Origin of the sequence: Homoserinibacter gongjuensis (assembly GCF_030161875.1) — a bacterium.
GTDB lineage: Bacteria > Actinomycetota > Actinomycetes > Actinomycetales > Microbacteriaceae > Homoserinibacter > Homoserinibacter gongjuensis.
The window spans coordinates 1,924,060-1,939,989 of sequence record NZ_BSVA01000001.1; the positions used below are offsets into that span (position 1 = coordinate 1,924,060).

The window sequence follows — 15,930 nt, forward strand, 5'->3', positions numbered from 1 at the left end:
GAGCGGCATTACGAACGGGGCGTTGGGGGTCACCCTCGAGGCACCGCGCATGCCCGTCGCCCGGGAGCGGCTGCGCGATCTTCCGGTGGTCGGGTCGAAGCGGGTGCTGCTCGCGGCGCCGCGTGGCTACTGTGCGGGCGTCGACCGCGCCGTGATCGCTGTGGAGAAGGCGCTCGAGAACTACGGCTCGCCCGTCTACGTGCGCAAGCAGATCGTGCACAACGTGCACGTCGTCTCGAGCTCGAGCGGCGCGGTGCGATCTTCGTCGACGAGGTCGACGAGGTGCCGCCCGGATCGCACCTCGTGTTCAGCGCCCACGGTGTCTCGCCCGCGGTCGTGCAGGCGGCATCCGATCGCGAGCTGCTCGCGATCGACGCGACCTGCCCGCTCGTCACCAAGGTGCACCGCGAGGCGACCCGCTTCGCGAAGCAGGACCTGCAGATCCTGCTCATCGGCCACGCCGGTCACGAAGAGGTCGAGGGCACGATGGGGCACGCGCCCGAGCGCACGATCCTCGTCAACTCGCCCGACGACGTCGACCGGATCGAGGTCGACGACCCCGACAACCTGGTCTGGATCTCGCAGACCACCCTGAGCGTCGACGAGACGATGGAGACCGTGCGGCGGCTGCGTGAGCGCTTCCCGAAGCTGCAGGATCCGCCGTCCGACGACATCTGCTACGCCACCCAGAACCGACAGGTCGCCATCAAGAAGGTCGCGCCCGAGGCCGACCTCGTGATCGTCGTCGGCTCGGCCAACTCCTCCAACAGCGTGCGGCTCGTGGAGGTCGCACTCGAGCACGGGGCGAAGGCGGCGCACCGTATCGACTACGCGAGCGAGATCCGGCAGGAGTGGCTCGACGGGGTCGCGACGGTGGGCGTCACGAGCGGCGCCTCGGTGCCCGAGGTGCTCGTGCAGGAGGTGCTCGCCGACCTCGCGGATGCGGGCTACGCCGACGTCGAGGAGGTGCGCACGGCCGAGGAGGACCTCATGTTCTCGCTGCCGAAGGAGCTGCGTCGCGACTCGGCGGGCAACACCGATGCCCGGGCCCTGGGAGGGCGCGCGCGCACCTGACGCGCGTCGCCGGCCCGTGATCCGCAAGAATTGACGGAAGAGGCGAGGAGGCCGGATGCGTGTGACGCTGCTGCCCCGTGATGCCGCCGCACGCGTCATCACGGGCGCGATCGCGTACCTCGCCTGGTTCGCCGGTGCGGCGATCATCCTGCTCGCGGTGCCGGTGCTCGTCGAGACCCTCGTGCGGGTCGACGCGGAGGCCCTCATCCCGCTGCCGCTCGCGCTGCTGTTGCTCATCTTCGCGGCGATCGGCACGGCGATCTACCGCATGACGGCCCCCGTCGTGATCGCCTATCTCGTGATCGCCTCGGCGGCCGCCCTCGTGTACGAGGTCGTGCTGATCCAGGCGAAGCCCGGGCTGTTCGAGCACGAGCTGTTCCTCGTCAACCGCCCGACGCTCGCGCTCGTGACGATCGGCGTCGCGGCATCCTCGGCGCTCGGCGGGATCGCGTGGTGCCTGCTCGGCTACGGTGCGGCCGGCGTGGTCGCGGTGGCGGCCGCGCTCATCACGGGCACCGAGGTGCGCCCGGGGCTCGGGCCGACCATGGTGCTCCTGCTCGCCGTGCTGCTGTATCTGACGCTGTTCACGATCCAGGCCCGGCAACGCCGCAAGCTCCCGCGCTTCGAGGAGCTCGAGCGCGCCACCCGCCGGCGTGCGGCATCCGCCGACCTCGCGCGTCGCACGACGGCGGTCGTGCACGACACCGTGCTCAACGACCTGGCCGTCGTCATGAACGCCCCCGACACGCTCGACTCCGCCACGCGCGAACGACTGCGCGCCGACCTCGACACACTCGAGGGCGGCGCGTGGATGCATGCCACCAGTCAGGTGGCGGTTCCCGACGAGGCGCAGGCGGCGATCCGCAACGAGCTCGCGCGGCTCGCGAGCGAGTTCCGATGGCGTGGCCTCACTGTCAATGTCACGGGTGTCACGAGCGGTGTGTACATCTACGAGCCGCTCGCGGGGAGGCGCTCGTCGGGGCGCTGCGCGCGACATTCGAGAACGTGCTGCGGCACTCGGGCAGCACCTCCGCGAACGTCGAGATCATGTACAGCGACACCGAGGTGAGCTTCATGGTGTCGGATGAGGGGAGGGGTTCGACACGACGGCGATCGATCCCCGTCGGCTCGGCATCCGCGACTCGATCATCGGGCGCATGGAGGCGGCGGGTGGCACGGCACGCATCTGGTCGTCGCCGGGGGCGGGCACGACCGTGCTGCTGAGCGTTCCCGTGCTCGAGGTGCGCGACCCGGGTGAGCCTTCGACGCATCAGGGGCCCGACTATGCCGACTAGCACGATCCGTGCGCTGCGCTATTCGGCGCGCGACGTCGACCCGATGAGCTGGTTCACGGGGCCCTACGTGCCGCTCGTCTTCGCCGCGTTCATCGCCGTCTACGGCGGCACGATGACGATCGCCTCCTGGTCGCAGCCCGAGTTACCTGGCACCCAACTCGTCGGCGTCGCCCTGTGCGTGCTCGCGTGCCTGCTCGTGCAGGTGCTGACCTCGTTGCGCAATCGCTTCAACTGGCAGCTCGGCGCCGTGGTCTTCGTGGTCGCGGGGGCCGGATTCATCGTGGCGGCGCTCGGTTATCGGCGCCAGGACTTCCTGATGGAGCAGTGGTGGGCGCCGTTCTGCTTCGCGATCGCGCTGTCGTCGCTCGCCCCCTACCTCTCGACGTGGCGGCTGCTGTTCTGGGGCGTGCTGCCGCTCCTGACGATCGTGCCCGCCGTGTTCGTCATCATCGACGCGCGCGTTCCCGACTGGGGTTCGGTGTCGGTGTTCCTCATCCTCGCGACCCCGCCCGCCGTCGCGGTCGCGGCGACGACGGCCTTCTCGTACAGCGTCGTGCACCAGATGCTCCCCATCGTCGAGAACCGGTCGAGCGCCGTGGTGTCGCCGGCCCTCGAGCTCGACCCGGAGGACGAGGAGGCCGAGCGCGTCATGCTCGCGCGCTACACGGCGCGTGCCGTGCCGTTCCTGCGCACGGTCGCCGAGCGCGGCACCGTCTCGGAGGGGATCGTGCGCTCGCGGGCGAGATCGCCCGCTACCTGCGCGACGACCTGGTGTCGCGCAGCGATCTCGCCTGGCTCGGCCTCCGGGCCGATGACACCCGGGTCGTGGTGGTCGATCCCGAACGGCGGGCTCAGACGATGCGCTCGGCGCAACGCACCGCCATCCGGGATCTCGTGCGTGCGGTGCTCGATGACCCGTCGACGGATGCCACCACGATCTTCATGGAGCTGCGCGCGCAAGACGACGGCTCGACGGCGGTCGCGGTCACGCTCGACACCGAACTGCCCGAGGGCAGACGGGTGCGGCACATCGCGCCCTACTACTTCAACCTGCGCGGTGCGATGAAGGATGTGCGCCTGGGGCGCGACAGCCTGTCGTTCCGGGTGCCGCCGAGCTGACCCACCCGCGAGTCGACCCGCTGCCGAGCTGAAGCGGCCGACTCAGCGGCTGATGGCGTGCCCTGCCGAGCCGAGCTGCTGCGTCGCGGCGATCACACGCTGGGCCATCGCCGTCTCGGCGTGCTTGCCCCACGCGCGCGGGTCGTAGACCTTCTTGTTGCCGACCTCGCCGTCGATCTTCAGCACGCCGTCGTAGTTCTGGAACATCCATCCGGCGATGTCGCGCGTGTAGGCGTACTGGGTGTCGGTGTCGATGTTCATCTTCACGACGCCGTTCGCGACCGCCTCGGCGATCTCGGCATCCGAAGAGCCCGAGCCGCCGTGGAAGACGAGGTCGAGCGGCTTCTCGCCGGTGCCGTACTTGGCCTGGATGCCGTCCTGGATCTCCTTGAGGAGCGAGGGGCGCAGCTTGACGTTGCCGGGCTTGTAGACCCCGTGCACATTGCCGAAGGTGAGCGCCGACATGTAGCGGCCCTGCTCGCCCAGGCCAAGCGCCTCGACGGTCGCGATCGCGTCGTCGAGGGTCGTGTAGAGGTGTTCGTTGATGTCGTGGCTCACGCCGTCTTCCTCGCCGCCGACGACGCCGATCTCGACCTCGAGGATCGCGCGGATGTTCTTCATGCGCGGCAGCAGCTCCTTCGCCATGTCGAGGTTCTCGGGTAGCGGAACCGCGGACCCGTCCCACATGTGCGACTGGAAGATGGGGTTGCGGCCGGCCCGGACCTCCGCCTCCGACGCCTCGATGAGCGGCAGCACGAAGCCGGGCAGCGCGTCCTTCGGGCAGTGGTCGGTGTGAAGCGCGACCGTGATGGGGTAGTTCTTGGCGACCTCGGTCGCGAAGGCGGCGAAGGCGAGCGCCCCGGATGCGCGAGCCTTCACGGTCTGCCCGGCGAAGTAGTCCGCGCCACCCGTGGTGACCTGGATGATGCCGTCAGAGCCTGCCTCGGTGAGCCCCTGCAAGACGGCGTTGATGGTCGACGACGTCGAGACGTTGATGGCCGGGAACGCGAAGCCGGTCTTCTTCGCGGTATCGAGCATCTCGGCGTACTGATCCGGGGTGGCGACGGGCATGGGGGTCCTCCTGGAAGGGATGCGGTGGGTCGCCTCGAGTCTAGAGCGTCGGCTATTCCACCCAGTCCAGGGTGCGCTCGATGGCCCGGTGCCAACGCGCGATGCCGTGCTCACGCGTGGCAGCATCCGCGGCGGGCTCCCAACGGCGGTCCTCCGCCCAGAGCGCGCGCAGTTCGTCGGTGTCCTTCCACAGCCCCACCGCGAGTCCCGCCGCGTACGCGGCCCCGAGGGCCGTGGTCTCGGTGACCGCGGGACGCACGACGGGGATGCCGAGCACATCCGCCTGGAACTGCAGCAGCAGCTCGTTGCCGACCATGCCGCCGTCGACGCGGAGCTCGGTGATGGGAGCTTCGAGCTCGGAGTTGGCCGCCTCGAACACGTCGAGGGTCTGGTAGGCGACCGCCTCGAGCGAGGCACGCGCGATGTGCCCCTTCGTCGCGAAGCGGGTGAGTCCCACGATCGCGCCGCGCGCATCCGGGCGCCAGTAGGGCGCGAACAGCCCCTGGAAGGCGGGCACGACATAGACGTCACCGTTGTCGTCGACCGTCTTCGCGAGCGCCTCGACCTCGGGCGCGGAACGGATGATCCCCAGGTTGTCGCGCAGCCATTGGATGAGCGAGCCGCTCACCGCGACCGAGCCCTCGAGCGCGAACCGCGGTGCCTCGTCGCCGAGCTGGTAGGCGACGGTCGTGATGAGGCCGTTCTCGCTCAGCACGCGCTCGGTGCCGGTGTTGACGATGAGGAAGTTGCCTGTGCCGTAGGTGTTCTTCGACTCGCCCGCGTCGAACGCGACCTGGCCGAAGGTGGCCGCCTGCTGGTCGCCGAGGATGCCCGCGATCGGGGTCTCGCGCAGCAGGCTCTTGGGCTCGGCGTGGCCGTACACCTCGGAGGACGAGCGGATGTCGGGCAGCATCGCGCGGGGAACGCGGAACGCGGCGCACAGCTCGTCGTCCCAGTCGAGGGTTGCGAGATCCATGAGCAGGGTGCGGGAGGCGTTCGTGACGTCGGTCGCGTGCACGCCGCCGTGCACGCCGCCCGTGAGGTTCCAGAGCACCCACGAGTCGGGTGTGCCGAAGGCGAGTTCGCCCCGCTCGGCACGCTCGCGGGCGCCCTCGACGTGGTCGAGGATCCAGGCGATCTTGGTGGCGGAGAAGTAGGTCGCGAGCGGCAGCCCGGTCTTCTCGGCGAAGCGCCGGATGCCGCCCTCCGCGGCGAGCGCATCCACGGCATCCTGCGTGCGGGTGTCCTGCCAGACGATCGCGCGGTGGATCGGCTTACCCGTCGCGCGATCCCACACGATCACGGTCTCGCGCTGGTTGGTGATGCCGACCGCGGCCACCTCGTGGCGCGTGATGCCGGCATCCGCGAGGGCCACCCCGATCACGTGTCGGGTGCCCTGCCAGATCTCGGTGGCGTCGTGCTCGACCCAGCCGGGCTGCGGGAAGTGCTGTCGATGCTCGCGCTGTCCCGAACTGACGACGCGGCCGCGGTCGTCGAACACGATGGCGCGGGTGCTCGTGGTTCCCTGGTCGATCGCGAGGATGTGGCGGGGGCCGGCAACGGGTGCACTCATGTCCGCGAGAGTACGTACTTTTGGATCGCGCGTGCGGCGTGGCGGGCCCGAAGTGCGTACTTTCGCGGAGGGAAGTTGCGGAGTGAGCGCTCACTCACTTATGCTCGCCCGGTGGCATTGCCCCCGGAGTTCCTCGTCGTCAGAGAGCGCGCGCGTCCGCTCGCGCCCGAGGAGCGCCGCGAGGCGATCCTGGATGCCGTGCTGCCGTTGCTGCGCGAGCGCGGTCGCGAGGTGACCAGTCGCGAACTCGCCGAGGCGGCCGGCGTCGCGGAGGGCACGATCTTCCGCGCGTTCGGCGACAAGGACTCGCTGCTCGAGGCGGGGCTCATCAAGCTGCTGGCACCCGAGGTCTTCCGCGAGGAGCTGCGCCGCATCCCGCTCGACCTGCCGTTCGAAGACAAGCTCGCGTGCATCATCGACGCGCTGCGGGTGCGCTTCGGCGAGGTGTTCCGCATCATGACCGTGTTCGGGCTCGAAGGTCCGCCGCCCGTGCGAGAAGCCGGGAACCCCGAGTGGCTGCAGATCGTGCGCGAGCTGCTCGCCCCGGATGCGCACCGGCTCGGGGTGCAGGTCGACACGGTCGCCTGGTATCTGCGCCTCGTGGCATTCGGCGCCTCGATCGAACCGTTCAACCACTTCCGCTCGTTCGACTCGGCGGAACTCGCCGGCATCATCGCGCACGGCGTCGCCGTCGCGGGGGTGCCTCCCCATCCGCCGGCCCGCACGACCGCGTTCCCCGCGACGCGCCCGTCCGTGGCCTGACCCCTCCGATTCACCCACCACCTGAAGGAAGACCGTGCTCGGCAAACTCCTCGTGCGCTACCTGCGACCGTATTGGCCGCTTCTCATCGGTGTCGTCGTGTTCCAACTCATCCAGTCGATCGCCTCGCTGTACCTGCCGGCCCTCAACGCCGACATCATCGACGACGGCGTCGCCAAGGGCGACACCGAATTCATCATGCGCACCGGCGCCGTGATGCTGCTCATCACGCTTGGCCAGATCGCCGCCGCCATCCTCGCCGTCTACTTCGGTGCGAAGGCCGCGATGGCGCTGGGCCGCGACCTGCGCGCATCCGTGTTCCGTCGGGTCGGCGAGTTCTCGGAGCGTGAGGTGGCGCACTTCGGCGCCCCGTCGCTCATCACGCGCTCGACCAACGACGTGCAACAGGTGCAGATGCTCGTGCTCATGACGTGCACGATCCTCGTGTCGGCGCCCATCCTGTCGATCGGCGGCGTCATCATGGCGCTGCGCGAAGACCTCGTGCTCTCGTGGATCATGGTCGTCGCCGTGCCGGTGCTGCTGCTGGCGGTGGGGCTCATCATCGTGCGGATGGTGCCGCAGTTCCGCAAGATGCAGTCGCGCATCGACAACGTCAACCGGGTGCTGCGCGAACAGCTCACCGGCATCCGCGTCATCCGCGCCTTCGTACGCGAACAGCGCGAGCGCGAGCGCTTCGAGGTCGCCAACGAGGAGCTCACCGACACCGCCCTTCGTGCGGGCCGCCTCTTCGCGCTGATGTTCCCGGTCGTCATGCTCGTGCTCAACGTGTCGAGCGTCGCCGTGCTGTGGTTCGGCGCGTTCCGGATCGAAGACGGCGGCATGCAGGTCGGCTCGCTCATCGCGTTCCTCAGCTACCTCATCCAGATCCTGATGGCGGTCATGATGGCGACGTTCATGGCGGTGCTGCTGCCGCGCGCGACGGTGTCGGCCGACCGCATCGGCGAGGTGCTCGAGACCGAACCCTCGGTGGTCGCGCCGGTGTCGCCCATCACGGAGGTCGCCTCCCAGGGCGAGGTCGAGTTGCGCGATGCCACCTTCGCCTACCCCGGCGCGGAGGCCGCCGTGCTGCATGAGCTGTCGTTCCGCGCCCGGCCGGGCAAGATGACGGCCATCGTGGGGTCGACGGGAGCGGGAAAGACGACGCTCGTGAACCTCTTCCCCGGCTCTTCGACGTGACGGGAGGAGCCGTGCTCGTCGACGGTGTCGACGTGCGCGAGCTCGACCCCGAGGTGCTCTGGAGCCGCATCGGCCTCGTGCCGCAGAAGCCCTACCTCTTCTCGGGCACGGTCGCCTCGAACCTGCGTTACGGCAACCCCGACGCGAGCGACGAAGAGCTGTGGCACGCCCTCGAGATCGCGCAGGCGCGCGACTTCATCGAGGCGATGCCCGAGCAGCTCGAGGCGCCCATCGCCCAGGGCGGCACGAACGTGTCGGGCGGTCAGAGACAGCGATTGGCGATCGCCCGGGCGCTCGTGAAACGGCCCGAGATCTACATCTTCGATGACTCGTTCTCGGCGCTCGACACCGCCACGGATGCGCGACTGCGCCAGGCGCTGAACCGCGAGGTGGGCGACGCGACGATGATCGTGATCGCGCAACGCGTGTCGACCATCCTGCAGGCCGACCAGATCGTCGTGCTCGATCACGGCACGATCGTCGGCCTCGGTACCCATGACGAACTGCTGTCGAGTTCCGCGGAATACCGCGAGATCGTCGAGAGCCAGCTGAGCGCGGAGGCGGCAGCGTGAGCGACAACGAACCCCAGACCGAAGCTCAGACCGAGGCACCCGCTCGGCCGGCTGCGCCCCGCGCCGCGGACCGGGAGGTGGTGGCCCGTTCGGCGGCGCCGGCATGCCGGCCGAGAAGGCGATGTCGTTCGGTCCCTCGGCCAAGCGCCTCATCGGCCGGCTGCGCCCGGAGCGCATCGGCGTCATCTTCGTCATCCTGCTGGGAACGATCGGTGTCATCCTCGCGGTGATCGGGCCGAAGGTGCTCGGCGAGGCGACCAACATCATCTTCGAGGGGGTCTTCTCCGCGCAGCTGCCCGAGGGAGTCACCCAAGAGCAGGTGATCGCGGGACTCGAGGCCGACGGGCAGAACACGCTCGCCGACATGATGCGCAACATGAACCTGCGCCCGGGGAGGGCATCGACTTCTCGGCCCTCGCCCTCGTGCTCGGCATCGTGCTGCTGCTGTACGTGCTCTCGTCGGTGTTCATGTGGCTGCAGGGCTATGTGCTCAACGGCATCACCCAGCGCACCGTGCTGCGGTTGCGTCGTGACGTCGAGGAGAAGATCCACCGGCTGCCGCTCAAGTACTTCGACCGGATGCCGCGCGGCGAGTTGCTCAGTCGCGTCACGAACGACATCGACAACGTCTCGCAGAGCCTGCAGCAGACCCTGTCGCAGCTGCTGACCTCGTTGCTCACGGTGGTCGGCGTGCTCGTGATGATGTTCGTGATCTCGCCGGTGCTGGCCCTCGTGGCGATCGTGGCGATCCCGATCACGCTCGGCATCACCGTGATCGTGGCCAAGCGCGCGCAGAAGCTCTTCGTGGCGCAGTGGACCCACACCGGCACCCTCAACGCCCAGATCGAGGAGGGCTACACCGGCCACGCCCTCATCAAGGTGTTCGGCCGTCACCGCGAGGTGCAGGAGCGCTTCGACGAGAAGAACGAGGAGCTATTCCAGGCGAGCTTCGGTGCGCAGTTCATCAGCGGCATCATCATGCCGGCCACGATGTTCGTCGGGAACCTCGTCTACGTCGCGATCGCCGTGATCGGCGGGCTCTTCATCGCGAACGGCACGATGCGACTGGGAGACGTGCAGGCGTTCATCCAGTACTCGCGCCAGTTCACGCAGCCGCTCTCGCAGCTGGGTTCGATGGCCAACCTCCTGCAATCGGGTGTCGCATCCGCCGAGCGGGTGTTCGAACTGCTCGACGCCGACGAGCAGACGCCCGACCCCTCACCGGCGGAGTCGCCCTCGGGCACCACCGGCCGACTCGCCTTCGAGAACGTGTCGTTCTCGTACGACCCCGCGAAGCCCCTCATCGGCGACCTGTCGCTCGTGGCGGAGCCGGGGCACACGATCGCGATCGTGGGGCCCACCGGGGCCGGCAAGACGACGCTCGTGAACCTCATCATGCGGTTCTACGACCCGGACTCGGGACGCATCACGCTCGACGGCATCGACACGACGCGGATGACGCGCGACGACCTGCGGGGTCGCACCGGCATGGTGCTGCAGGACACCTGGCTGTTCGGCGGCACGATCCGCGACAACATCGCCTACGGACGGCCCGATGCCTCGGAGGAGGAGATCATGGCCGCGGCGACGGCGGCGTACGTCGACCGCTTCGTGCACGCCTTGCCCGACGGCTACGACACGGTGCTCGACGACGAGGGCGGCAACGTCTCGGCCGGCGAGAAGCAGCTCATCACGATCGCGCGGGCCTTCCTGGCGAAGCCTTCGGTGCTCATCCTGGATGAGGCCACGTCGTCGGTCGACACCCGCACCGAGCTGCTCGTGCAGCGGGCGATGAGCGCGCTGCGGCGCGACCGCACCTCGTTCGTGATCGCCCACCGGCTCTCGACGATCCGTGACGCCGACCTCATCCTGGTGATGGAGAACGGCGCGATCGTCGAGCAGGGCACGCACGACGAGCTGCTTGCGGCCCACGGTGCCTACGCCCGGCTCTACGAGGCGCAGTTCGCGGCGCCGCTCGACGACGGGTCGGCGGATGCGGTGCCGGCGATGGCTGGGGCGCTCGCGGGGCCCGAGCCCACGACCGGCTCGATCGTGCACGACGTGCTCGCCGAGGAGGGTGCCCCCGAGAACGCCGAGTAGCCGCGCCCGCGCGTGGCACGCGAGCGTGCCTGCGTGGGCGGCGCGAGAGCGCGAGCGCGTGCGCGTGCTCGGGCGTTCGCGTGCGCCGGCGCGAGAGTGTGCGCGGGCGCCGCGCTGGCAGGCATCGAACGCCCATCCGGGCACAGGGCCCGAGTCTGGGTCGCGACTTACGCGGTCTGGCGGTCGGCAGGGCCGTCGGCGGTCGCGGCGGTGCGCTCGACCGCAGGCAGCTCGAGCTCGGGGCGCCCCACGCCCAGTTCGTCGAGCACGGCGAACTCGTTCTGCGTGAGGTGCTTGGGCGACTCGTCGATGGTGCGCGGCTCACCGATCACCTTCGACTCGTCGAGGGCGTCGAGCTTGCGCGCCGTGACGAGCACGCGCTGTTCGAGCGAACTGGCGAACTTGTTGTAGTGGGTGACCGTCGACTCGATCGCGCCGCGCAGACGGTCGGCGTGATCGGCGAGTGTCGCGAGGCGCCCGTAGAGCTCCTTGCCCAGGTCGAAGAGCCGCTTCGCATCCTCGGTGAGCACGTCCTGCTGCCAGGTGAACGCGATCGTCTTGAGCAGCGCCCACAGCGTTCCGGGGTTCGCGAGGATGATGCGCTTCGAGAACGCGTAGTCCATGAGGTTCGGGTCGGCCTCCATCGCCGCGGCGAGCAGCGGCTCGTTCGGGATGAAGGCGATCGTGAAGTCGGGGCTCGCGTCGAGCCCGGTCCAGTACGACTTGGACGCGAGGGCGTCGACGTGGCTGCGCACCTGCTTGGCGTGCTGGGCGAGCAAACGCGTGCGTTGCGCCTCCTGCTCGCCGGTCGCCGTCGAGGGGATCGCGCTCGCCTCGATGAAGGAGTTGTACGGCACCTTCGCATCCACGGGGATCGACTTGCCGCCCGGCAGCAGGATCACCATGTCGGGGCGGCGCGTGCCGCTCTCGGAGGTGATCGTCGACTGAACGCTGAAGTCGACGCGGTTGAGCAGCCCCGCCGATTCGACGAGGGTGCGCAGCTGGGTCTCGCCCCACACCCCGCGCGTGGCGTTGTTGCGCAGGGCGCTCGCGAGTTGCTCGGCCGTCTGGCGCAGGCGCTCCTCCGACTCGCTCGCGGTCTTGAGCTGCTGGGAGAGTTCGCCGTGCTGTTGCGCGCGCTGCGTCTCGAGTTCGACGACCTTGCGCTGCATCGTGCTGAGCGTCTCCTTGACGGGCGCGAGCTCCTGCAGGATCTTGTGCTCCGCCGCCGCCTCCGCTTGGCGTTGCTTGGTCTCGAGCTCGTGACGCTCGAGGGCCTCGCGATACTGAGCCTGAGCCCCCGCGAGCTGCTCGCGTAGCCCCGCGAGCGACGCCTCGGCGGCAGCGAGGGTGCGCTCGACCTCCGCGCGGGCGGCCGCCTCGGATGCCCGCACCTCAGCGACGACCGCGTCGTGCCGCGCCTGAAGCAGTTCGGCATCCGCCTGCGACCCGCCGCCCCCGACCGGGCGCGCGCCACGAGCGTCGCGGCGGCGACGCCGACCAGGAGACCGACGATCAGGCCGATGAGCAGGGGAAGCAGAGCATCCATGCCGCCAGTGTCGCAGCGGCCGCCGACATCTGCGGGGCGACCGGCCGCCGCATCCGCTCTCGAATGTCGAAAATGCAGGAGAACCGCACGCTCGGCCTCCCTCCGCCCCCGGAATACCGGGGGTCGCGCGGCAGAACTCCTGCATTTTCGACACGGAAGCCGGCACGGGAGCCGACACGGGATGTGGTCCGGGCGCGGATGCGTACCCCGTCTCGACGAAGTCGGAAATGTTAAGCGAATGTCTCCGGGTAGCCTCCTGGCATGACCACCGAGATCCTCGACCACTGGGTGGGCGGTGCCGTCTATCATGGCGGATCGTCGCGCACCGCGCCCGTCTACAACCCCGCCAAGGGTGTCGTTCAGAAGGAGGTGCGCCTCGCATCCGTCGCCGACGTCGACCACGCGGTGCAGGCCGCGAAGGCGGCGTTCCCGGCGTGGGCCGACATGAGCTGGGCGAAGCGGCAGAACGTGATGTTCAACTTCCGCGAGATCCTGCACACGCGTCGCGAGGAGCTCGCCGCGATCCTCACCGCCGAACACGGCAAGGTCACCTCGGATGCGCTCGGCGAGATCGCGCGCGGGCTCGAGGTCGTCGAGTTCGCCTGCGGCGTGCCGCACCTCGCGAAGGGGAGTACGCCGAGAACGTGTCGACCGGGGTCGACGTGTACTCGGTGCGCCAGCCGCTCGGGGTGGTGGCGATCATCAGTCCCTTCAATTTCCCGGCGATGGTGCCCCTGTGGTTCTTCCCGCTCGCGATCGCGACGGGCAACGCCGTCGTGCTGAAGCCGTCGGAGAAGGATCCGAGCGCCGCGATCTGGATGGCGCAGGCGCTCAAGGAGGCGGGCCTGCCCGATGGCGTGTTCAACGTCGTCAACGGCGACAAGGAGTCGGTCGACGCGCTCCTGGACCACGCCGATGTGGCATCCGTGTCGTTCGTCGGTTCGACGCCGATCGCGAAGTACGTGTACGAGCGCGGCACGTCCGCGGGTAAGCGCGTGCAGGCGCTCGGCGGGGCGAAGAACCACATGCTCGTGCTGCCGGATGCCGACCTCGACCTCGTGGCCGACTCGGCCGTCAACGCCGGCTTCGGTTCGGCGGGGGAGCGTTGCATGGCGATCTCGGTGGTCGTGGCGGTGGAGCCCGTGGCCGACGAGCTGATCGCGAAGATCGGCGAGCGGATGTCGGGCCTGCGCGTCGGGGACGGCACGCGCGGCTGCGACATGGGCCCGCTCATCACGCGCGAGCACCGCGACAAGGTGGCGGGCTACCTCGACGTCGCGGTCGCCGACGGGTCCGAGCTCGTGGTCGATGGACGCGGGGTGCAGGCCGACGGCGACGCCGATGGGTTCTGGCTCGGGCCGACCCTCATCGACAAGGTGCCCACGTCATCCTCGGTGTACACCGACGAGATCTTCGGGCCGGTGCTCTCGATCGTGCGCGTCGGCTCGTATGACGAGGGCCTCGAGCTCATCAATTCGGGCCGCTACGGCAACGGAACGGCGATCTTCACCAACGACGGTGGCGCGGCGCGGCGGTTCCAGCGCGAGGTGCAGGTCGGCATGGTGGGCATCAACGTGCCGATTCCGGTGCCGGTCGGGTACTTCTCGTTCGGCGGTTGGAAGGACTCGCTCTTCGGCGACACGAAGGCGTACGGTCCGGATGCGATCCGCTTCTTCACGCGCGAGAAGGCGATCACCTCGCGGTGGCTCGACCCCTCGCACGGCGGCATCAACCTGGGTTTCCCGCAGAACGGCTGAGGCGGCTCGGCCGGGGCAGCGGCCCCGGTCTGCGCCGCGGTGACTCAGATGGCGGAGTCGAAGCGGTAGGGCACGGTCGTCGGGCCGTCGTGCGGGCCGACGTTCTCGGCCCCGCCGGAACGGCGATAGATGAGCTGCCCCTGCTCCCACGGGAGCACGAGCTCGTCGTCGACAGCATCGAGGTCCGTTGCCTCGAGCGGGATGATGCGCGCGTCGAGTGGGCCGCCGGCGAGGCGCCCCAGGATGGTGTCGGCCATGACTCCTCCGTTTCAGCGTCAGCCTACGCTCGGCGCGGGCCGAAACACGGTCGCGCGGAGGAGTCGCTGCTCGGCCCGCGAGCGCTCAGGATGCGACGGCGACCGCGGGCGGCACCGTGCAGGAGATGCGGATGCCCGCGAGCTGCGCGAGCTCCGGGAGGTCGACCGCCCCGTGCCGATCGGCGGCGTGGATCATGATCGCGGCGCACGCTTCGGCATCCGCGACCGCGTCGTGGTGCGGGAAGTCTTCGAAGCCGGCAGCCATGGCCACCATCGGCAGCCGGTACGACTCGAGCGTGTAGGTCTTGCGCGAGAGCTGCAGGCTGCACATGTAGTCGTAGGCGGGGATGGGCTGCCCGGTGGCGGCGCAGGCCGACTTGATGACCCCCATGTCGAATCCGGCGTTGTGGGCCACGAGGATGTCGGCCTCGGCGAATTCGATGAGGTCGGGAAGCTGCTCCACCCAGCCGGGCGCCTCGAGCACGTCGGCGGCGCGGATGCCGTGGATGCGGGTGTTCCACTCGACGAAGTGGTCGTGACCTGGCGGGGGCTGGATGAGCCACCCGATGCGATCGACGATCTGACCGTCGCGCACCTTCACGAGGCCGACGGAGCACGCACTGGCACTGGACCCGTTCGCGGTCTCGAAGTCGATCGCGGTGAAATCCAGTGGCACGTTCCGACTCTCGCACGGGGCACCGACAGCGCCCCGCGGGGCACGCCGGAGCGTCGCGCATCCGAACATGCGACGGGGCCGTCGCCGGTGTGATCCGACGACGGCCCCGATGGCGGTCTCGCGGTGTGCGTGCTGCGCATCACCGAACCCGGATGAGCGCATGCTCCATGGAAAGGGCCCGCTCCCGCTCGAGCTCGCGGCGCAGAGCCTCGCGCTCGCGCTGCAGGAGGCCCAGCTCGAAGCTGTTCGCCAGCCGTTCGTGCCGGGCGAGTTCGCGCCCCGGCCGGCGGCCCCAGCGGATGAGCGCCATACCCAGGTGCAGCGCGGCGCGGTCGACGAAGCTGAGCCGGCGCGCGGCGTGCGGTTCGTGCAGCACGTGCTCGGTGGCCGCTTCGTGGGGCGGATGATCGTGACGCGTCGTGTGCGTCAGCGTGGTGTTCATGATCGGTGTCCTCAGGGTGTGGTGGACGACGAGGCGCCGGGTGCGGCGCTTCGGAGTTGCCGTTCGTGACGGCACGGTACCGACCACCACCGACATGCGGAGGGGTCGTGGACGGGGCGTGATCCGGGATGCGAAACAGCATCCGAGGGATCGGGCTTCGTGAGCGTCGCCACCGTCGAGGACGGCGGCGCAGAGACGCTTAGCCTTCCCGAGCGGTGAGGACGCCGACGAAGCCGGCTGCGATTGCGAGCGCTCGCTCGCGGCTGATGAACGGTGCGTTCATGGCCGACTCCTTTCGGTGTAGGTGGCGTCGACGTTCGACGCGAGTTGCCACGTTAGCGGTCCGGCGCGCCGCGACGCAAGCATCCCGGGCGTGTCGCGCGGAATCGTTTCTTGAAAGGACGCAGACATGAATCGGGAGCTCTGAGCGAGTGACCCATCTCCGCGCGAGCGCGACCACCTGGCAAACGGACGACTGATCGCGTGCT

The 15,930-nt window shown here is 69.3% G+C and carries 11 protein-coding genes and 4 pseudogenes; 9 read left to right on the forward strand and 6 right to left on the reverse strand.

Annotated features, from left to right (window positions below):
• The first annotated feature begins 49 nt into the window (after positions 1–49).
• From QQK29_RS10430 to QQK29_RS10445, 4 genes and pseudogenes are all read left to right on the forward strand, one after another.
• Positions 50–1,074 (forward strand): annotated as a pseudogene (locus tag QQK29_RS10430) (4-hydroxy-3-methylbut-2-enyl diphosphate reductase).
• 55 nt (positions 1,075–1,129) lie between these two features.
• On the forward strand, positions 1,130–2,143 hold the full coding sequence (locus QQK29_RS10435) for a hypothetical protein (RefSeq protein ID WP_284300086.1): 1,014 nt from the start codon (positions 1,130–1,132) through the stop codon (positions 2,141–2,143).
• A gap of 88 nt (positions 2,144–2,231) precedes the next feature.
• Positions 2,232–2,369, forward strand: a complete 138-nt coding sequence (locus tag QQK29_RS10440; RefSeq protein WP_284300088.1) for a hypothetical protein — start codon at positions 2,232–2,234, stop codon at positions 2,367–2,369.
• Positions 2,359–3,435, forward strand: coding sequence for a hypothetical protein (locus tag QQK29_RS10445; protein ID WP_284300090.1), 1,077 nt, complete (start codon positions 2,359–2,361; stop codon positions 3,433–3,435). Before QQK29_RS10440 ends, QQK29_RS10445 begins: the two co-directional genes overlap by 11 nt.
• A gap of 95 nt (positions 3,436–3,530) precedes the next feature.
• On the opposite strand, the gene fbaA is transcribed toward QQK29_RS10445, so the two are convergent.
• Complete coding sequence (gene fbaA, locus QQK29_RS10450) at positions 3,531–4,559, reverse strand: class II fructose-bisphosphate aldolase (protein WP_284300092.1); 1,029 nt, start codon at positions 4,557–4,559, stop codon at positions 3,531–3,533.
• Positions 4,560–4,611: 52 nt separating this feature from the next.
• Positions 4,612–6,132 carry a glycerol kinase GlpK gene (glpK, locus tag QQK29_RS10455; protein ID WP_284300095.1) on the reverse strand — a complete coding sequence of 507 codons (1,521 nt, stop codon included), beginning with the start codon at positions 6,130–6,132 and terminating at the stop codon, positions 4,612–4,614.
• Positions 6,133–6,243: 111 nt separating this feature from the next.
• Here glpK and QQK29_RS10460 point away from each other — a divergent pair, with 111 nt between their 5' ends.
• From QQK29_RS10460 to QQK29_RS10475, 4 genes and pseudogenes are all read left to right on the forward strand, one after another.
• A complete protein-coding gene (locus QQK29_RS10460; protein ID WP_284300097.1) occupies positions 6,244–6,894 on the forward strand; it encodes a TetR/AcrR family transcriptional regulator in 651 nt (216 codons plus the stop codon).
• Between the two features lie 97 nt (positions 6,895–6,991).
• Entirely contained in the window at positions 6,992–8,089 is a 1,098-nt protein-coding gene (locus QQK29_RS10465; RefSeq protein ID WP_284301948.1) for an ABC transporter transmembrane domain-containing protein, read from the forward strand.
• Positions 8,039–8,661, forward strand: a pseudogene (locus QQK29_RS10470) (ABC transporter ATP-binding protein); the annotation flags it as partial. The gene QQK29_RS10465 and the pseudogene QQK29_RS10470, both read left to right, overlap by 51 nt.
• 58 nt (positions 8,662–8,719) lie before the next feature.
• Positions 8,720–10,761 (forward strand): annotated as a pseudogene (locus QQK29_RS10475) (ABC transporter ATP-binding protein); the annotation flags it as partial.
• 167 nt (positions 10,762–10,928) lie between these two features.
• Here QQK29_RS10475 and QQK29_RS10480 read toward each other — a convergent pair.
• The gene (locus QQK29_RS10480; protein ID WP_284300099.1) at positions 10,929–12,155 is read right to left on the reverse strand and encodes a DNA recombination protein RmuC; all 1,227 of its coding nucleotides are present in this window, start codon (positions 12,153–12,155) and stop codon (positions 10,929–10,931) included.
• A 416-nt stretch (positions 12,156–12,571) separates the two neighbouring features.
• Here QQK29_RS10480 and QQK29_RS10485 point away from each other — a divergent pair.
• Positions 12,572–14,067, forward strand: a pseudogene (locus QQK29_RS10485) (CoA-acylating methylmalonate-semialdehyde dehydrogenase).
• A gap of 44 nt (positions 14,068–14,111) precedes the next feature.
• On the opposite strand, the gene QQK29_RS10490 reads toward QQK29_RS10485, so the two are convergent.
• The 3 genes from QQK29_RS10490 to QQK29_RS10500 all read right to left on the reverse strand — a co-directional run bounded on the left by QQK29_RS10490 (position 14,112) and on the right by QQK29_RS10500 (position 15,538).
• Positions 14,112–14,324: a response regulator gene (locus QQK29_RS10490; protein WP_284300101.1), complete on the reverse strand. Its 213-nt coding sequence runs from the start codon at positions 14,322–14,324 to the stop codon at positions 14,112–14,114.
• A gap of 85 nt (positions 14,325–14,409) precedes the next feature.
• Positions 14,410–15,000 (reverse strand): 3'-5' exonuclease, encoded by a 591-nt coding sequence (locus QQK29_RS10495; RefSeq protein ID WP_284300102.1) that lies wholly within the window; start codon positions 14,998–15,000, stop codon positions 14,410–14,412.
• Positions 15,001–15,139: 139 nt separating this feature from the next.
• Entirely contained in the window at positions 15,140–15,538 is a 399-nt protein-coding gene (locus QQK29_RS10500) for a hypothetical protein (protein ID WP_284300104.1), read from the reverse strand.
• Positions 15,539–15,930: the final 392 nt, after the last annotated feature.